This window comes from Allosphingosinicella deserti (assembly GCF_003012735.1).
Lineage (GTDB): Bacteria > Pseudomonadota > Alphaproteobacteria > Sphingomonadales > Sphingomonadaceae > Allosphingosinicella > Allosphingosinicella deserti.
In genome coordinates this window covers 559768-574909 of the sequence record NZ_PXYI01000003.1, presented here as the reverse complement: position 1 = coordinate 574909, position 15142 = coordinate 559768, and the positions used below count along the sequence as shown (strand labels likewise).

Annotated in this window: 12 protein-coding genes and 1 pseudogene; 9 read left to right on the top strand and 4 right to left on the bottom strand. The window is 65.3% G+C overall.

The features are described from left to right. Position 1 precedes the first annotated feature (1 nt). From C7I55_RS10965 to C7I55_RS10955, 3 genes are all read left to right on the top strand, one after another. A complete protein-coding gene (locus tag C7I55_RS10965) occupies positions 2 to 298 on the top strand; it encodes a DUF3297 family protein (RefSeq protein ID WP_106512952.1) in 297 nt (98 codons plus the stop codon). A gap of 669 nt (positions 299 to 967) precedes the next feature. Then, complete coding sequence (locus C7I55_RS10960) at positions 968 to 2950, top strand: AAA family ATPase (RefSeq protein WP_106512951.1); 1983 nt, start codon at positions 968 to 970, stop codon at positions 2948 to 2950. A 75-nt stretch (positions 2951 to 3025) separates the two neighbouring features. Then, a complete protein-coding gene (locus tag C7I55_RS10955; protein ID WP_106512950.1) occupies positions 3026 to 3742 on the top strand; it encodes a glycine-rich domain-containing protein in 717 nt (238 codons plus the stop codon). 57 nt (positions 3743 to 3799) lie between these two features. Here the strand turns inward: C7I55_RS10955 and thiS are convergent. Further along, a pseudogene (gene thiS, locus C7I55_RS10950) lies at positions 3800 to 4846 on the bottom strand (sulfur carrier protein ThiS). A gap of 46 nt (positions 4847 to 4892) precedes the next feature. On the opposite strand from thiS, the gene aroQ reads away from it, so the two are divergent. The 3 genes from aroQ (at position 4893) to accC (ending at position 7339) form a co-directional block, all read left to right on the top strand. After that, positions 4893 to 5333, top strand: coding sequence for a type II 3-dehydroquinate dehydratase (aroQ, locus tag C7I55_RS10940; RefSeq protein ID WP_106512948.1), 441 nt, complete (start codon positions 4893 to 4895; stop codon positions 5331 to 5333). A 55-nt stretch (positions 5334 to 5388) separates the two neighbouring features. Beyond that, complete coding sequence (gene accB / locus C7I55_RS10935; protein ID WP_199192787.1) at positions 5389 to 5874, top strand: acetyl-CoA carboxylase biotin carboxyl carrier protein; 486 nt, start codon at positions 5389 to 5391, stop codon at positions 5872 to 5874. Positions 5875 to 5992: 118 nt separating this feature from the next. Continuing rightward, complete coding sequence (gene accC / locus C7I55_RS10930) at positions 5993 to 7339, top strand: acetyl-CoA carboxylase biotin carboxylase subunit (RefSeq protein WP_106512947.1); 1347 nt, start codon at positions 5993 to 5995, stop codon at positions 7337 to 7339. A 130-nt stretch (positions 7340 to 7469) separates the two neighbouring features. Here accC and C7I55_RS10925 read toward each other — a convergent pair whose 3' ends face one another. Genes C7I55_RS10925 through pgsA form a run of 3 tightly spaced genes read right to left on the bottom strand, consistent with a single transcriptional unit; the run spans position 7470 to position 8691 of the window. Continuing rightward, on the bottom strand, positions 7470 to 7868 hold the full coding sequence (locus tag C7I55_RS10925) for a molybdenum cofactor biosynthesis protein MoaE (protein WP_106512946.1): 399 nt from the start codon (positions 7866 to 7868) through the stop codon (positions 7470 to 7472). Further along, on the bottom strand, positions 7865 to 8122 hold the full coding sequence (locus C7I55_RS10920) for a MoaD/ThiS family protein (RefSeq protein ID WP_106512945.1): 258 nt from the start codon (positions 8120 to 8122) through the stop codon (positions 7865 to 7867). The genes C7I55_RS10925 and C7I55_RS10920 overlap by 4 nt, the downstream gene beginning before the upstream one ends. 2 nt (positions 8123 to 8124) lie before the next feature. Further along, positions 8125 to 8691: a CDP-diacylglycerol--glycerol-3-phosphate 3-phosphatidyltransferase gene (pgsA, locus tag C7I55_RS10915; RefSeq protein WP_106512944.1), complete on the bottom strand. Its 567-nt coding sequence runs from the start codon at positions 8689 to 8691 to the stop codon at positions 8125 to 8127. Positions 8692 to 8991: 300 nt separating this feature from the next. Between pgsA and C7I55_RS10910 the strand changes: the two genes are divergently transcribed. The 3 genes from C7I55_RS10910 (at position 8992) to C7I55_RS10895 (ending at position 15024) form a co-directional block, all read left to right on the top strand. Further along, positions 8992 to 10272 (top strand): MFS transporter, encoded by a 1281-nt coding sequence (locus C7I55_RS10910; RefSeq protein ID WP_106512943.1) that lies wholly within the window; start codon positions 8992 to 8994, stop codon positions 10270 to 10272. A gap of 371 nt (positions 10273 to 10643) precedes the next feature. Further along, positions 10644 to 12446 carry a tetratricopeptide repeat-containing sulfotransferase family protein gene (locus tag C7I55_RS10900; RefSeq protein WP_233222158.1) on the top strand — a complete coding sequence of 601 codons (1803 nt, stop codon included), beginning with the start codon at positions 10644 to 10646 and terminating at the stop codon, positions 12444 to 12446. 109 nt (positions 12447 to 12555) lie between these two features. Beyond that, positions 12556 to 15024: a TonB-dependent receptor gene (locus C7I55_RS10895; RefSeq protein WP_233222157.1), complete on the top strand. Its 2469-nt coding sequence runs from the start codon at positions 12556 to 12558 to the stop codon at positions 15022 to 15024. Positions 15025 to 15142: the final 118 nt, after the last annotated feature.

Genomic DNA, 15142 nt, shown 5'->3' with positions numbered 1-15142 from the left:
CATGGCAGACACGCCCCCCGATCGGCTCTCGCTCAATCCGAAGAGCCAGTATTTCGACGCCAGCCTGCTCCGCCGCGGTGTCGGCATACGCTTCAAGGGCAAGGAGCGGACCGACGTCGAGGAATATAGCGTCTCCGAAGGCTGGATCCGGGTCGCGGCGGGACGCAGCCTCGATCGCTTCGGGCAGCCGATGACGGTGAAACTCAAGGGCGAGGTCGAGCCCTTCTTCCAGGATGCCCAGAGCGTCGGCGGCGAAGAGACTGCGGACGACGCCTCGGGCGAAACGCAGCAAGACTGATCCGTCGTGGCCGCTGCGGGTTCGCACCGGCGGCGACGTCAGACTGTCACAAGGATTGGTGAAGCTTGCCCGGCACGGCTGCGTTGGACCTTTGGGACGGCGCGGCAAGAGAGTGGGAATGTGCCGGCCTGCCGTGGATCAGGGGGAATTAGATGTTTGCTGCCGTGGTTACCGTGCTTTCGCTCACGATGGTGTTGAGCGCGATCTTCGAAGACTGGGCCACCCGGAACGGGTGATTCGCGCGGGTGGTAGGCACTCGTGCATCGTTTTGTGATCCTCCCTGCGCGCGGCTCGATCGTCGACCGAGCCGAACGGCGCTCGCCGCCCTCCGCGCCTGCGACGGGGGGCGAGATGCCGAACCCACGCCCGATCCGGAGATCGGGGGCCGCGTGTCCTGCGCCGCTGGCCCGGTTGACAATCGTTACGGGTACGCCTAATCGCCACCGCCCTGCGGCAATCGTGCCGCAGCTGGTCAGATGGAGCGAGCGATGCTGAATCGCATGGACAATGGAAATCTTGTCTCCGCCTCCGTCCGGATCCCGCCCCAGCGCTGACGCGCCGGCCGGGTACGGACCCGGCGAATGGCACATCAATGATTTCAACATCTCTGGAACGCGGTTGCGGCCGCGCGCAAGATCATGCGCGCCTGCCCGCCGCGATGGATGAATCATGGGCGAGAAGCTTTTGGCGCAGCGCATTCTTTGCCTGCTGCGCGCCACCAAGAGCCGTGGCGGCAAGGCCGCCTCGGCAACCCTCGATTGGGCCGATGATCAGCGTGACTGGCTTTGGCCGGGCCACGTCTGGCGCGACCCCGGGAAGAAGAAGGCAAGGGGAGACAGATTCGACTGGGACAGCCTGTCCCGGCTCGCCGGCGAGATCGTCGTTGACGGGGAGGATAACGGTCTGTCCGCAGGCATTGCGGCGATCGCCGACCTGCTCGATCTTCACGGCTTCGATCGCGATGTGCTCTCCGTCACCGCAGCACTGGATCGTCTGCCGCATCTGGCGGTGTTGCGGGACCGCTTGGTGTCCGCAGGCGAGGATATCCCGGCACTGATCGCGATGCTCGCCGGCGGCGAGCCGTCCGGAGGGGCGTTGCGCGTGCGCCGGTCTCCTCTGATCAAGCTTGGACTGATCGAGGCTTCGGCGGACAGCTATTCGGGCGGAGTCGATCTCACGCTCGACTGGCGCCTCGCCGACATCCTCGACGGCGGCTTCACTGATGAGGATCGGCTGGTCACCGTCCTTGCCGGAGCCCGTCAGCCCGCAGCGCTTTCACCCGACGACTTTGCCGAGCATGCGAAGGATCTCGAATTCCTTGTCCGCCTGGTCCGCGGCGCGGTCACGCGCGGCGCCTCCGGCGTCAACGTGCTGATCCACGGTCCGCCGGGGACGGGCAAGACCGAGCTCGCGCGCACCCTTGCGGCGGAGGCAGGCCACGCCCTCCATGCGGTCGGGGAAAGCGATCCCGATGGCGACGAGCCCAACCGCCGCTATCGCGTGCACGCGCTCACCCGTGCGCAGCGGCTGCTCGCCCGGCGTGGAGGCAGCCTGATCCTGTTCGACGAAATGGAGGATCTGTTCGCCGACGGGATCGCATCCGGCCAGAAGCTCGGCTCCAAGATCTTCGTCAACCGGCTTCTGGAGAGCAATCCGGTTCCGATCCTGTGGACGTCGAACGCGATCGGCGACGTCGATCCGGCACATTTGCGGCGGATGAGCTACGTGCTGCGAATGGACTATCCCGGGCCCCGTGCACGGGCCCGGATCGTAACCCGGATCGCCAGGGCGGAGGGCGTCGACGCCGGATCGCTCGACACGCTCGTCGCGCGCGAACCGGAAACGGCTGCAATCGCCCGCGTTGCACTGCGTTCGGCCGCGCTGGCCGGGGGCACCGGCGTCGCCGCGGCGGCCGGTTCGCTGCTCCTTGGCCTTCGCGGCGGACGCTGCCTGCCGCCACAGCTTTCGGGGAGCGCGCTGGACCTCGATCTCTACGAAGCGGATGAAGGGATCCGGGCGCTCGTCGCCCGGCTCTCGGCCGCGGACGCGCCGTTCGATTTCTCACTGCTCCTCACCGGACCGCCGGGAACCGGCAAGACTGCGCTTGCGGCGCATCTCGCCGAGCGGCTCGATCGGCCGCTTGCCGTCAAGCGCGGATCGGATTTGCTGTCCAAATGGGTCGGCGGCACCGAAGCGAACATCGCCGAGGCGTTCGCCACTGCCCGCGACGAAGGTTCCGTCCTGCTGTTCGACGAAGTCGATTCGCTGTTGCGTGATCGCCAGGATGCCCGCCAATCCTGGGAGGTGACGCAGGTCAACGAATTGCTCACCTGGATGGATTCGCACCCGCTGCCGTTCATTGCCGCAACCAACTTTGCGCAGCGGCTCGATCCGGCGGCGCTGCGGCGTTTTGTCTTCAAGATCGACTTGAAAGTGATGTCGCACGAGACCGCGGAGAAAGCCTTTTATCGCTTCTTCGGACTTTCGCCACCGCATGCCCTCCGCGACATCAGCGGGCTGACCCCGGGCGACTTCGCCGTCGTGAAACGGCAGCTGCGTTATCGCCCCGAGGCTTCGGCGGCAGACATCGCGGCCCTGCTGCGCGCCGAGGTTCAGGCCAAGCCCGAGCGACCGGTGCGTCTCGGCTTCTGATCGACGATGCGGGGCGGCGTATTCGCCCCGCATCGTCACAAATCCGTAATGCGGGAGCCTTATTCTCTTCAGCAGATGACCGGTGACCTGCGCGCTGCTGCGGATCCGACGGGCCTCTGGCCCACCCTCTCCGATTTCAGGATCGGATCGAGCCCCTCCCAATTCGAACGCCGCCTTGCGGACGCAAATGGCTGGCCGGATGCCCATGCGGCGCGGGTGATCGCCGAATATCGGCGGTTCCTCTATCTCGCCGCGATCGCAGACTTCGAAGTCACTCCGTCGAAGCCGGTCGATGCGGCCTGGCACCTCCACCTCGAAGACGACGACCATTATCGGGGCGTCCTGTGTGGGCAGGTGCTCGGCAAGCTCCTCCAGCATCTGCCCGGGTCCGGCGAGCCGCTTGAGGAAGAGCGGTTCCGCGCGCAGTATCGCGAGACCTTGCGGCTCTACGAAAGCATCTTCGGTCCGGCGCCGAGCGATATCTGGCCCATTCCGTCGATCGAAGACGATCGCACAGAGGCCGAGAGCATACGCCTGTGGCTTGGCGCCCTGTGCGCAGCCCTGGCCGGGACCTTCCTGGCGCTGCTCGCCGGCCCCACCTTCCTGTTCATCGGCGGCATCGTTGCAGTCTCTCTCGCCGTCCTTGCAATGCAACGCACCGAGCACGGCGAGCAGCGTCGCAGGAACAAGGACGGTAGCGGCTGCGGCGGCGATGCTTCCGTTGGGCACGACTCATCGGGTGGCGACGGAGATTGCGCGAGCTGCGGTGGCGGCTGCGGAGGCGGCGACTAGAGCATCGCGCCAAAAAGGGGCTCCGGATTTTGGCTTTGGCGATAATTCTAAAAAGGCTCAGATCAGCCCGGCGAGCGGGCTTGACGGGTCGGCATAGCGGCGCTTGCCCATCCGCCCGGCGCGATAGGCGAGACGCCCCGATTCGACGGCAAGGCGCATCGCCGTTGCCATCATCACCGGATCCTTGGCCTCGGCGATTGCCGTGTTCATCAGCACGCCGTCGCAGCCGAGCTCCATCGCCACTGCAGCGTCGGACGCGGTTCCGACGCCGGCATCGACCAGCACCGGGACCGTCGCATTCTCGACCATGATCCGGATCATCACCTCGTTCTGAAGGCCGAGACCGGAGCCGATCGGAGCGCCGAGCGGCATGATCGCAACGGCACCGGCCTCTTCGAGGCGCTTGGCCGCGATCGGGTCGTCGGCGCAGTAGACCATCGGATCGAAGCCCTCTTTCGCCAGGATCTCGGTCGCGCGCAGCGTCTCGATCATGTCGGGATAAAGCGTCTTCGCTTCGCCGAGCACCTCAAGCTTGACCAGCGTCCACCCACCGGCTTCGCGCGCCAGGCGAAGCGTGCGGATCGCCTCGTCGGCGGTGAAGCAGCCGGCCGTGTTGGGCAAATAGACGATCTGCTTCGGATCGATGAAGTCGGTCAGCATCGGCTGCTTGGGATCGGCGATGTTCACCCGCCGCACGGCGACGGTGACGATCTCCGCCCCGGACGCAGCGACCGCGGCCGCGTTCTGCTCGAAGCTCTTATATTTGCCGGTGCCGACGATCAGCCGCGAGCGGAACGTCCGCCCGGCCACCGTCCACGTGTCTTCGCCGATCGAGGTCATCACATTCACTGTCGTCATTCCCGTCTGTAGCGTCATTCCGGCCGTTCAGCCGCCGCCGACGAAGGTGACGATCTCGTAGTCGTCGCCATCCTCGATCACGACTTCCGCCAGAGTGGACCGGGGCACGATCTCGAGATTGCGTTCCACCGCGACCCGCGTCGGCTCGAGCCCCAGCTCCAGCGCGAGTTCCGCCAGCGTCATGCCCTGGCGCACCCGCCGATGGCTGCCATTGACCCGGATCGAGACTGTACCGTCGTAAACCATAAGCCGCCTTTGCGCTTGTCGTCCCGCCGCCATATAGGGTTTCTCCATGGCGACGCTACCGACGATCTACGTGCTGAACGGACCGAACCTCAACCTGCTCGGCACGCGCGAGCCCGAAATCTACGGGTCCGACACACTGGACGACATCGCCGACCGGCTGGAGGATCGCGCCCGCCAACTGGGCGTGCGGATCGACATGCGCCAATCCAACCATGAGGGTCATCTCGTCGACTGGCTGCACGAGGCGCAGGCCGAGGGTGCGAAAGCGGTGATCCTCAATGCCGGGGCGTTCACCCACACGTCGATCGCCATCCACGACGCGATGAAATCGATCGTCACGCCCGTGATCGAAGTGCATCTGTCCAACCCGCATGCCCGCGAGAGCTTCCGCCATCGCAGCTATGTCGCGAAGGCGGCGCGAGGAACCATCGCGGGCTTCGGCGCGCTCAGTTATCAGCTTGCTCTGGACGCGGCGGCCGGTCTCTGACAAGGCGCGCCAAAATACCGCAAGAAGCGGAACTGCTGGGGAAAAGAGGGTCCAAATGACCGACGAGAACGGCTCCCGCGGGAGCATGCGGATTGACGCAGATCTGGTGCGTCTCCTTGCCGAATTGCTGAACAAGAACGATCTGACCGAGATCGAGGTCGAGGATGACGAGCGCCGCATCGTGGTCAAGCGCCAGATCACTTATGCCGCGCCGGCCTCGGTCCATGTCGCCGCACCCGCTCCGTCCGCGGGAGCCCCTGTCGCACCCGCTGCCGGCCCGGCCGCCGACATTTCGCCTGCCGCGCATCCCGGCGCGGTCAAGTCGCCGATGGTCGGCACCGTCTACCTTTCCGGAGAGCCGGGCGCGAAGCCGTTCGTCAGCCCCGGCCAGAGCGTCAAGGAAGGCGACACCCTGCTCATCGTCGAAGCGATGAAGGTGATGAATCCGATCACCGCCCCGCGTTCCGGCACCGTTACCCAGGTCCTCGTCCAGGACGCCCAGCCGGTCGAATATGACCAGCCGCTGGTGATCATCGAGTGATCGGTGCCGCGCCGCCCCGGACGCGCCCGAATGATTTCGGGTCCGGACGGGGCCGCGCCTGCCGCCCTGCTTGCACCGACACCAGTCCCGGCGGCGTGCCGGGCCGATGAGAGCTGATATGAAAATTCAGAAGGTCCTGATCGCCAATCGCGGCGAAATCGCGCTCCGTATCCACCGCGCCTGCCATGAGATGGGCATCAAGACGGTGGCGGTACACTCGACCGCCGACGCGGACGCGATGCACGTCCGTCTCGCCGACGAAGCGATCTGCATCGGCCCGCCGGCGGCGGCCGACTCCTATCTCAACATCCCGAACATCATCTCGGCGGCCGAACTCAGCCACGCCGATGCGATCCACCCCGGCTACGGCTTTCTGTCGGAAAATGCCCGGTTCGCGGAGATCGTCGAAAGCCACGGCATTCTCTGGATCGGCCCGAAACCGGAGCATATCCGGGTGATGGGCGACAAGATCGAGGCGAAGCGAACCGCCGCCAAGCTCGGGCTGCCGCTGGTTCCCGGCTCCGATGGTCCGATCGAGACGATCGACGAAGCCCAGCGCATTGCCGCCGAGATCGGCTATCCGGTGATCGTCAAGGCCGCGTCGGGCGGAGGCGGACGCGGCATGAAGGTCGTCGAGTCCCAAGACCAGCTCGAAGCGCTGATCGTGCAGGCGGGCTCCGAGGCGAAGGCCGCGTTCGGCGACGCCACCGTCTATATCGAGAAATATCTCGGCGATCCGCGCCACATCGAATTCCAGGTGTTCGGCGATGGCCGCGGCAATGCCGTCCACCTCGGCGAGCGCGACTGCTCGCTGCAGCGCCGCCACCAGAAGGTTCTGGAAGAGGCGCCCTCCCCGGTCATCTCGGCGGAGCAGCGCGAGCGGATGGGCGGGATCGTCGCCCGGGCGATGGCCGACATGGGCTATCGCGGCGCCGGCACGATCGAATTCCTGTACGAGAACGGCGAATTCTACTTCATCGAGATGAACACCCGTCTGCAGGTGGAGCATCCGGTGACGGAGATGATCACCGGTCTCGATCTGGTCCGCGAGCAGATCCGCATCGCCGCCGGCGAGGACCTGTCCTGCACCCAGGACCAGCTCACCTTCCGCGGCCATGCGATCGAATGCCGGATCAACGCCGAGGATCCGCGGACCTTCGCGCCCTCGCCCGGCACGGTGAAGGCGTATCTCGCGCCCGGCGGCATGCATGTCCGCACCGACAGCGGCCTCTACGGCGGCTACAAGGTGCCACCTTATTATGACAGCATGATCGCCAAGCTGATCGTCTACGGCACCACCCGCGAGCGCTGCATCATGCGCCTGAAGCGCGCGCTCGAGGAGTTCGTGATCGAGGGGATGAAGACCACCATCCCGCTCCATCAGAAGCTGGTCGAGGATCCCGAATTCCTTGCCGGCGATTATACGATCAAATGGCTGGAGCAGTGGCTGGAACGCTCGGAGTAGGCGACCGCGCGGGGCGCGGGCGCATACCCAGCGCGAAAGCCACGCCCCAGCCATCTCGAGCAGTGGCTGGCACGGGAGGAGCCTGAGGCGTGATCCGCGGGGCTGATCCGACGCGCAAAAGCGCCGAGGATCAGCGCCAGACGGCCGAACCGTCCTCTTTCACGTCCTTGCGCCAGAACGGCGCCGTTTTACCGAGAGACTCGCTGAGGAAGGCGCAGCCGTCGAGCGCCGCCTTCGGATCCGCTGAGGTCGCCGCAGCCAGGGCGATGCGGTCGCCGGGCGCGAGCAGTCCGTGGCGGTGGATGAGGATGATCCCGGACAGCCCGAACCGCGTCTCCGCTTCGGCCGCAATTCGTGCCAGCACGTTCCTGGCGAGGGCGGGGTAATGATCGATCTGCACCTCGCGGACGTCGGCAGCGGCGCGCAGGACGATGGTCATGCTGGCGATCGCTCCCGCCCCGAGTTCCTCGAGCCGCTGGAGCTGGCGTCCGGGTTCGAAGTCACCGGCCTGAATACGGGCGTCGATCACAGCGCACCCGGCGGCGGGAACAAGGCGACTTCGCGAGCGCCGAAGATGTTGCCCTCCATCTCGGCCGGCTCCGCCTCGACCGCTGCCAGCACGCGCTCCCGCTGGGCGAAGGCTCCGGCATAAGGATCGCCTCGCTCGGCCAGCCAGGCGATCAGATCGGCGACCGTGACGACGTGGCTCGGCGGATCGACCCGTTCGCCGTCCCGGCCGATCGAATCGCGAAAGGCGCCGAAATAAAGCAGATCGATCGCCAACGTCAGTCCATGTGCTTGAGGCCGGCGCGCAGATAATCCCAGCCGGTGACGAGGGTCAGAGCCGCCGCCGCCCACAGGAAGACGAGCGCGGCGAGATGCACCAGCGGCCATTGCGGCGCCGCCCCGGCAAGGATCAATCCGCCGAGCGAGACCAGCTGGAACGTCGTCTTCCACTTGGCCAGCTGGCTCACCGGGATCGAGACCTGCAGCCCTGCAAGGAATTCCCGCAGCCCCGAGACGATGATCTCGCGCAGCAGGATCACGAGCGCCGGAATGATGTGGAAGCCGTGGATCACCGGCTCGCCGCTCGACGCCCGCGACGAGACCAGCATGATGATCACCGCGGCGACCATGATCTTGTCGGCGATCGGATCGAGAAACACGCCGAGCCGGGAGACGGTGCCCTGCGCGCGGGCAAGATAGCCATCGAAATAATCGGTAATGCCGACGATACAGTAGAGGATGAAGGTGATGCCGTAGTCCCACCAGCTCGGCTTCCACAACAGGAACACCAGAAGCGGCACCGCGAGGATGCGCGAAAGCGTGAGAAGGTTGGGCAGCGTCAACATCGGCTCGCCACCCCCTTAAAGCATCGCACGAAAAAGTGGAGAGGCGGTTTTCGGGGACGCGGGCGGTGCCTTCTTTTGAGCCTTGCCGGGACCTCGCGCCTCACCGGGAGGATCCATCCGTACGGAGTCGCCAAGCGGTTATCGGAGAGGATCGCCGGTCGACTGCCCTCCCGTGGGACAAGCTGCATGCGGATCGCCTTTGACGAAGGCGCTTTAGCGGCTATGCCCACCCTCCATGTGCGAGATCTCTCCCGCCGGCGCCTGCGCCCGCACCCGCAACGACACCGTGTAACGTGTAAAGTGCAAGCGTCCCTGAACCTGCTCGGCAAGCGCCGCTTCCTCCCCTTGTTCGTCACCCAGTTCCTGGGGGCGTTCAACGACAACCTCTACAAGTCGGCCATGGTCATCCTGGTGACCTACACCGTCTACAGCGATGCCACGCGCGAGGCGACGTTCAACGCCATCGCCGGCGGACTGTTCATCCTGCCCTTCTTCCTGTTTTCGGCCCTTGCCGGGCAGCTCGCCGATTCGACCGACAAGGCGCGGATCGTGCGGATCGTGAAGACCGCCGAGATCGGGATCATGCTGTTCGGCGCAGCCGGCCTGCTCCTTGCCAACGTCACCTTGCTGCTCCTCGCCTTGTTCGCGATGGGCGTTCATTCGAGCTTCTTCGGCCCGATCAAATACGCGATCCTGCCCCAGCATCTCCACAAGGACGAGGTGCTCGGCGGCACCGGACTGGTCGAGGCCGGCACTTATGGCGCGATCCTTCTCGGCACCATCGCCGGCGGGCTGCTCGGCACCAATTACGCCTGGGTCGCGGCGATCGGCGTGCTCGTCGTCGCCCTGCTCGGCTGGCTGAGCGGACGACAGGTGCCGCCGGCGCCACCCGAATCCGACGCACCGCCGCTCCAGATGGATTGGCATATCGTCCGTGCCTCGATCCGGCTGGTCAATGCGACCATGCACATCCCGCGGCTGTTCCTCGCCATAGCCTCCATCAGCTTCTTCTGGATGATGGGCGCGATTCTCGCCGCCCAGTTCCCGCCTCTGGTCAAGAACGTCCTCCACGCCAACGAGCAGGTGGCGACGCTCTTCCTCGCCATCTTCTCGGTGGGAGTCGGTGTCGGATCGGTGCTGATCAACCGTCTGCTCAAGGGCCGCGTGCTTGCGGTCTATTCGCCCGCCGCGGCGATCGCGATGGGCCTCTTCATCGTCCATCTCTACTGGAACGTCATCCACTGGCCTGCGGTCGGCGGCGAGCTGATGGATTTCTCCACCTTCGTGCGCATATCGCAGGCGGAATGGGTGATGTTCGATCTGTTCGGAGTCGCCGTGTCGGGCGGCATGTTCGTCGTGCCGCTCTACGCCTTCCTGACGACGACCGTGGCGAAATCGGAGACGGCGCGCACCGTGGCCGCCAACAACATCGTCAATTCGGGCGCGATGGTGCTCGCCGCGATCCTGCTCACCGGCCTCGTCCTGCTCGGCGTGTCGGTCGCCGAGACCCTGCTGATGGTTTCGATCGCCAGCCTGGGCGCGGCATGGCTTGCCTGGCGGCTGCACAAGGCCTGCGACTGAAACGGTTGCGACGGAGAGGGACGCGGCGGCGACGCGTGCCTTAAGCGAACAAAGTCCCGAAAAAAACGACCCCGCCGAGCCAGGCGGTGGCGAAGAAGCGCGCGCTTTCCGCCCATTCAGCCGCCTGGTCTATGGGCATTGCGCCGAATGCAGCGCTTCCGAGAGCCGCGCGGAGCGGATGGGCACGAAGCGAGGCGGCAATGCGGGACGGGGCGATCGGTCTCATAGACCATGTTTAACGCTTTCTTTACCATTGCGGCTACGGGTCGATTGGCGATTTTTTCGCCTGTGCCGTGACGGAACACGGCCGATGGCGGGCTCGCGCAGCGGGATCCGCTTGCCTCAGCGGTCGCCGTCCCTAAGCTGACGCGATGGCCAGCAGCATGAAGACGATCGGCACCGTGGACGAGGCGCTCGGCGAAACCCGGCGGTTGCTGCGGCAGGCGCCGGGCCTCGCTGCCACCCAGGCACGCGAGATCCTCCGCAACGATCCGGCGAATGCCGATGCCTGGCGACTGCTCGCACTGGCGCTGCGGACGCAAGCCGATGATCACGGCGCGGAGGAAGCCGAGCTGGAGGCGATCGCCGCGTCGGTGCACGATCCGCGGCTGATCGAGGCGGCGAGTGCGCTCGTCGAAGGCCGGCTAGCAATTGCCGAGCGCCAGCTTCGCCCGCACCTCAAGGAGAAGCCGACCGACGTCGCCGCCATCCGGATGATGGCCGAACTCGCCGCCCGCCTCGGCCGCCTTCCCGACGCCGAGAATCTGCTCCGCCGGGCTCTGGAGCTCGCCCCCGCCTTCGCCCCTGCCCGCGCCAATCTCGCGACCATCCTCTACCGTCAGAACCGCGCGGCCGAAGCGATCGAATTGCTCGACGGCCTGCTCGGCAAGGATCCGGCCAATCCGGCCCATCAAAATCTGAAAGCCGCCGCGCTCGGGAGGATCGGCAGCTACGAGGAGGCGCTCGCAATCTACGAGCAGGTCCTCGCCCGGGTGCCGGCCCAGGCCAAATTATGGATGAGCTATGGCCATCTTCTCAAGACGGTCGGACGGCGGGAGGACAGCATCGCCGCCTACCGCCGGGCCTTGTCGCTGGCCCCGAATCTGGGCGAAGTCTGGTGGAGCCTCGCCAACCTCAAGACAGTGCGGCTCGACGATGCCGACGTCGCAGCGATGGAGCAGGCGCTGGAGGCGGACCCGCTCTCGGACGAAGACCGTCTCCACCTTCATTTCGCCCTCGGCAAGGCGCTCGAGGACCGCGGCGATCCGGCCCGCTCCTTTGCGCATTATGCGTCAGGCAATCGCATCCGCCGCGAACAGATCCCGTACGATCCGGCGCGGACCGCAGACCAGGTCCGGCGTGCCGCGGCGCTTTTCACCGCAGAGTTTTTCGCAGCGCGCGCCGGGCAAGGGTGCGCGGCGCCCGACCCGATCTTCATCCTGGGCATGCCCCGCGCCGGTTCGACCTTGATCGAGCAGATCCTGGCAAGCCATCCCGCGGTCGAGGGCACGATGGAGCTGCCCGACATTCCCGCCCTCGCCGCGCAAAGCGGCGGCCGCGACGGCCACTACCCGGAGAGCCTCGCCGGGCTCTCCGCGGATGCGCTGCGGACGCTGGGCGAGGACTATCTGTCGCGCACCCGTATCCAGCGAAAGACCGGCCGGTCCTTCTTCATCGACAAATTGCCCAACAATTGGCTCCATGTCGGGCTGATCCGCCTGATCCTCCCCAACGCCAGGATCATCGACGCACGGCGGCACCCGCTCGCCTGCGGCTTCTCCAACTACAAGCAGCATTTCGCCCGCGGCCAGGCCTTCACCTACGACCAGGCCGAGCTCGGATCCTATTATCGCGATTATGTGCGGATGATGGCCCATTTCGATGTTGTGCAGCCCGGCCGCATCCACCGCGTGATCCACGAGGCGCTGCTCGACGATGTCGAGGGCGAGGTCCGCCGCCTGCTCGCCTTTCTCGACCTGCCGTTCGACGCTGCGTGCCTGCGCTTCCACGAAAATGACCGCGCGGTGCGCACCGCCTCGTCCGAACAGGTCCGCCGCCCGATCAATCGCGAAGGCGTCGACCAGTGGAAGCCGTTCGACCCCTTCCTTGCACCGCTCAAGGCCGCACTCGGCCCTGTGCTCGACGCCTATCCGGAGGTCCCGACGGATGCGTGACAATTTCAACACAGCATTGCGGCAAGATCGTTACGGTTAATAAATCAAATTGACCCGGTTTCCGGCGGGGCACAGTCTTTCGGGACCGTACCAATCGCGAGGAGGCCTCATGTATCGCTCCGTTCCGCAGGACCGCGCCGGCATTCGCGCCGTCGGCCTTTCCCTCCTCGCTTCGACGATGCTGCTGACAGGGGGACCCGTCTTTGCCGAAGCGGCGCAGACTCCGCCGGCGACTGGCGATGCGAGCGGCGCGGACGATCAGGCGGACGCGGCGAGGCCCGACATTCGGGACGAGGACGAGATCATCGTCACCGCGCAGAAGCGCGAAGAGAATCTTCAGGACGTGCCGATCGCGATCACCGCGCTCGGCACCGAAAGGCTGGACGAGCTCCAGGTCAACGACTTCCAGGATTATGCCCGCAACATCCCGAGCATCTCCGTGCAGAGCGGCGGGCCCGGCTTCAACAACGTCTATTTCCGCGGCGTCGCCTCCGGCGAGAATGCCAACCATTCCGGGCCCTTGCCGAGCGTCGGCACCTATCTTGACGAGCAGCCGATCACCACCACGACAGGCGCGCTCGACATCCACGTCTTCGACATCGCCCGCGTCGAGGCGCTCGCCGGGCCGCAGGGCACGCTCTACGGCGCGTCCAGCCAGGCGGGCACTGTCCGCATCATCACCAACAAGCCGGACACCAGCGGCTTCTACGGCGAAGCCAATGCCGAGGTGAACACCGTCGCCCATGGCGAGCAGGGCTATATCGGCGAAGCCTTCATAAACGCGCCGATCTCGGATCGCATCGCGGCCCGCGTCGTCGGCTGGTATCGCAAGGATGCCGGATATATCGACAATATCGCGGGCACGCTCGTCTTCCCGAGCTCGGGCATCAGCTTCGACAATGCCGAACTCGTCGAGAAGGATTATAACGACGTTGAGACCTATGGCGCGCGCGCTGCGCTCAAGATCGAGCTTGACGACGAATGGACGATCCTTCCGCAGGTCATGGCGCAGAAGCAGGTGTCTCAAGGTTTCTTCGCCCAGGAGCGCGGCCTTGATGAGCTCCAGGTCCAGCAATTCAATCCCGAGCGCAACGTCGACAAATGGTATCAGGCGGCGCTTACCATCGAAGGCAAGATCGGCAATTTCGATCTGACCTATGCCGGCGCCTACATGCAGCGCCAGATCGATGGGCAGTCGGATTATGCGGATTATTCCTACTTCTACGATGCACTGGCCGGGTACGGCGCCTATTTCTATGACAACAATGGCGACCTGGTGAACCCTAACCAGTATATCCAGTCGGACGACAGCTTCACCAAACAAAGCCACGAACTTCGCTTCTCGTCTCCCGCCGACAAGCCGGTGCGCCTGATCGCCGGCCTGTTCTACCAGCGGCAGACACACAATATCGAGCAGAACTACATCATTGACGACATCGCCGATTCGATCACCGTGCCGGGCACGGACAGCGACATCTGGTTCACCAAGCAGATCCGCGTCGACCGGGATTATGCAGCGTTCGGAGAGATCACCGCCGATCTCACCAGCAAGCTGAGCTTCACGATGGGCACCCGGATCTACCGCTACAAGAATTCGCTTGAAGGCTTTTTCGGCTACAGTTCCGGCTACAGCAGCCGAACTGGCGTCGCCGCCTGCTTTGCGCCGGCGGAGGTGGCGGGATCGCCCTGTACGAACCTCGACAAGACGACCTCAGACACCGACTTCATCCACCGCCTTAACGTCACCTACAAGGTGACGGACGATGCGCTCGTCTATGCGACGATCTCCCGCGGTTTCCGACCCGGCGGTATTAACCGGCGGTCGGCACCCGGCATCGGCCCCTATGAGGCCGATTATATCGACAATTACGAAGCTGGGTTCAAAACCAGTTGGTGGAACAACCGCATCCGCTTCAACGCGGCAATCTATCAGTTGAACTGGAGCGACATCCAGCTGTCCTTCCTCGGCCCCAACGGTCTGACGATCATTCGCAATGCCGGTGACGCGCGCATCCGCGGTGCCGAGGTCGATTTCTTCGTTCGCCCCGCCACCGGTCTCACCTTCAGCGCCGGAGCCGCGTATAATGATGCGCAGAGCAAGGACGATTTCTGTACCTATGCGAACAGTCAAAGCGACTGCTCCATCCCAGGCCCGGACGGTGACGAGAATGCGGTGCTCGCACCGGGCGGCACTCGGCTGCCGCTCACGTCCAAATTCAAGGCGAACGCCCTCGCCCGCTATGAATTCCCACTCGGCGCCAGCGAGGGGCACTTCCAGGTGAACGTCGTCCACGAAGGCCGTCGGACCAGCGATCTCCGCCTGGCCGAGCGCGCCATCCAGGGCGATCTCGACGCCTACACCACCGTTGATCTCAGCACCGGGATCAAGGCCGGCCGGTGGAATGCAGAGCTCTACGTCAAGAATCTGTTCGACGTGAATGGCGAGCTCGGCAACTCGATCCAGTGCACGGAAGGGATTTGCGGGGACCCCGAGGGCCTGACCGCGATCGGGCCCAAGGTTTACACCTATGTGACCCGGCCGCGAACGATCGGATTACGGGTGGGCACCCGTTTCTAAGCGGCGATTGCGCCACCAGCCTCGGCTCCGACCGGAGCGGCGAAGGACCGATTGCCGGCGCGCGGCACCGTCGCGGCGATCGGCGCCCGTCCCGTGTCCCCGCCCTGCTGAGAGACGG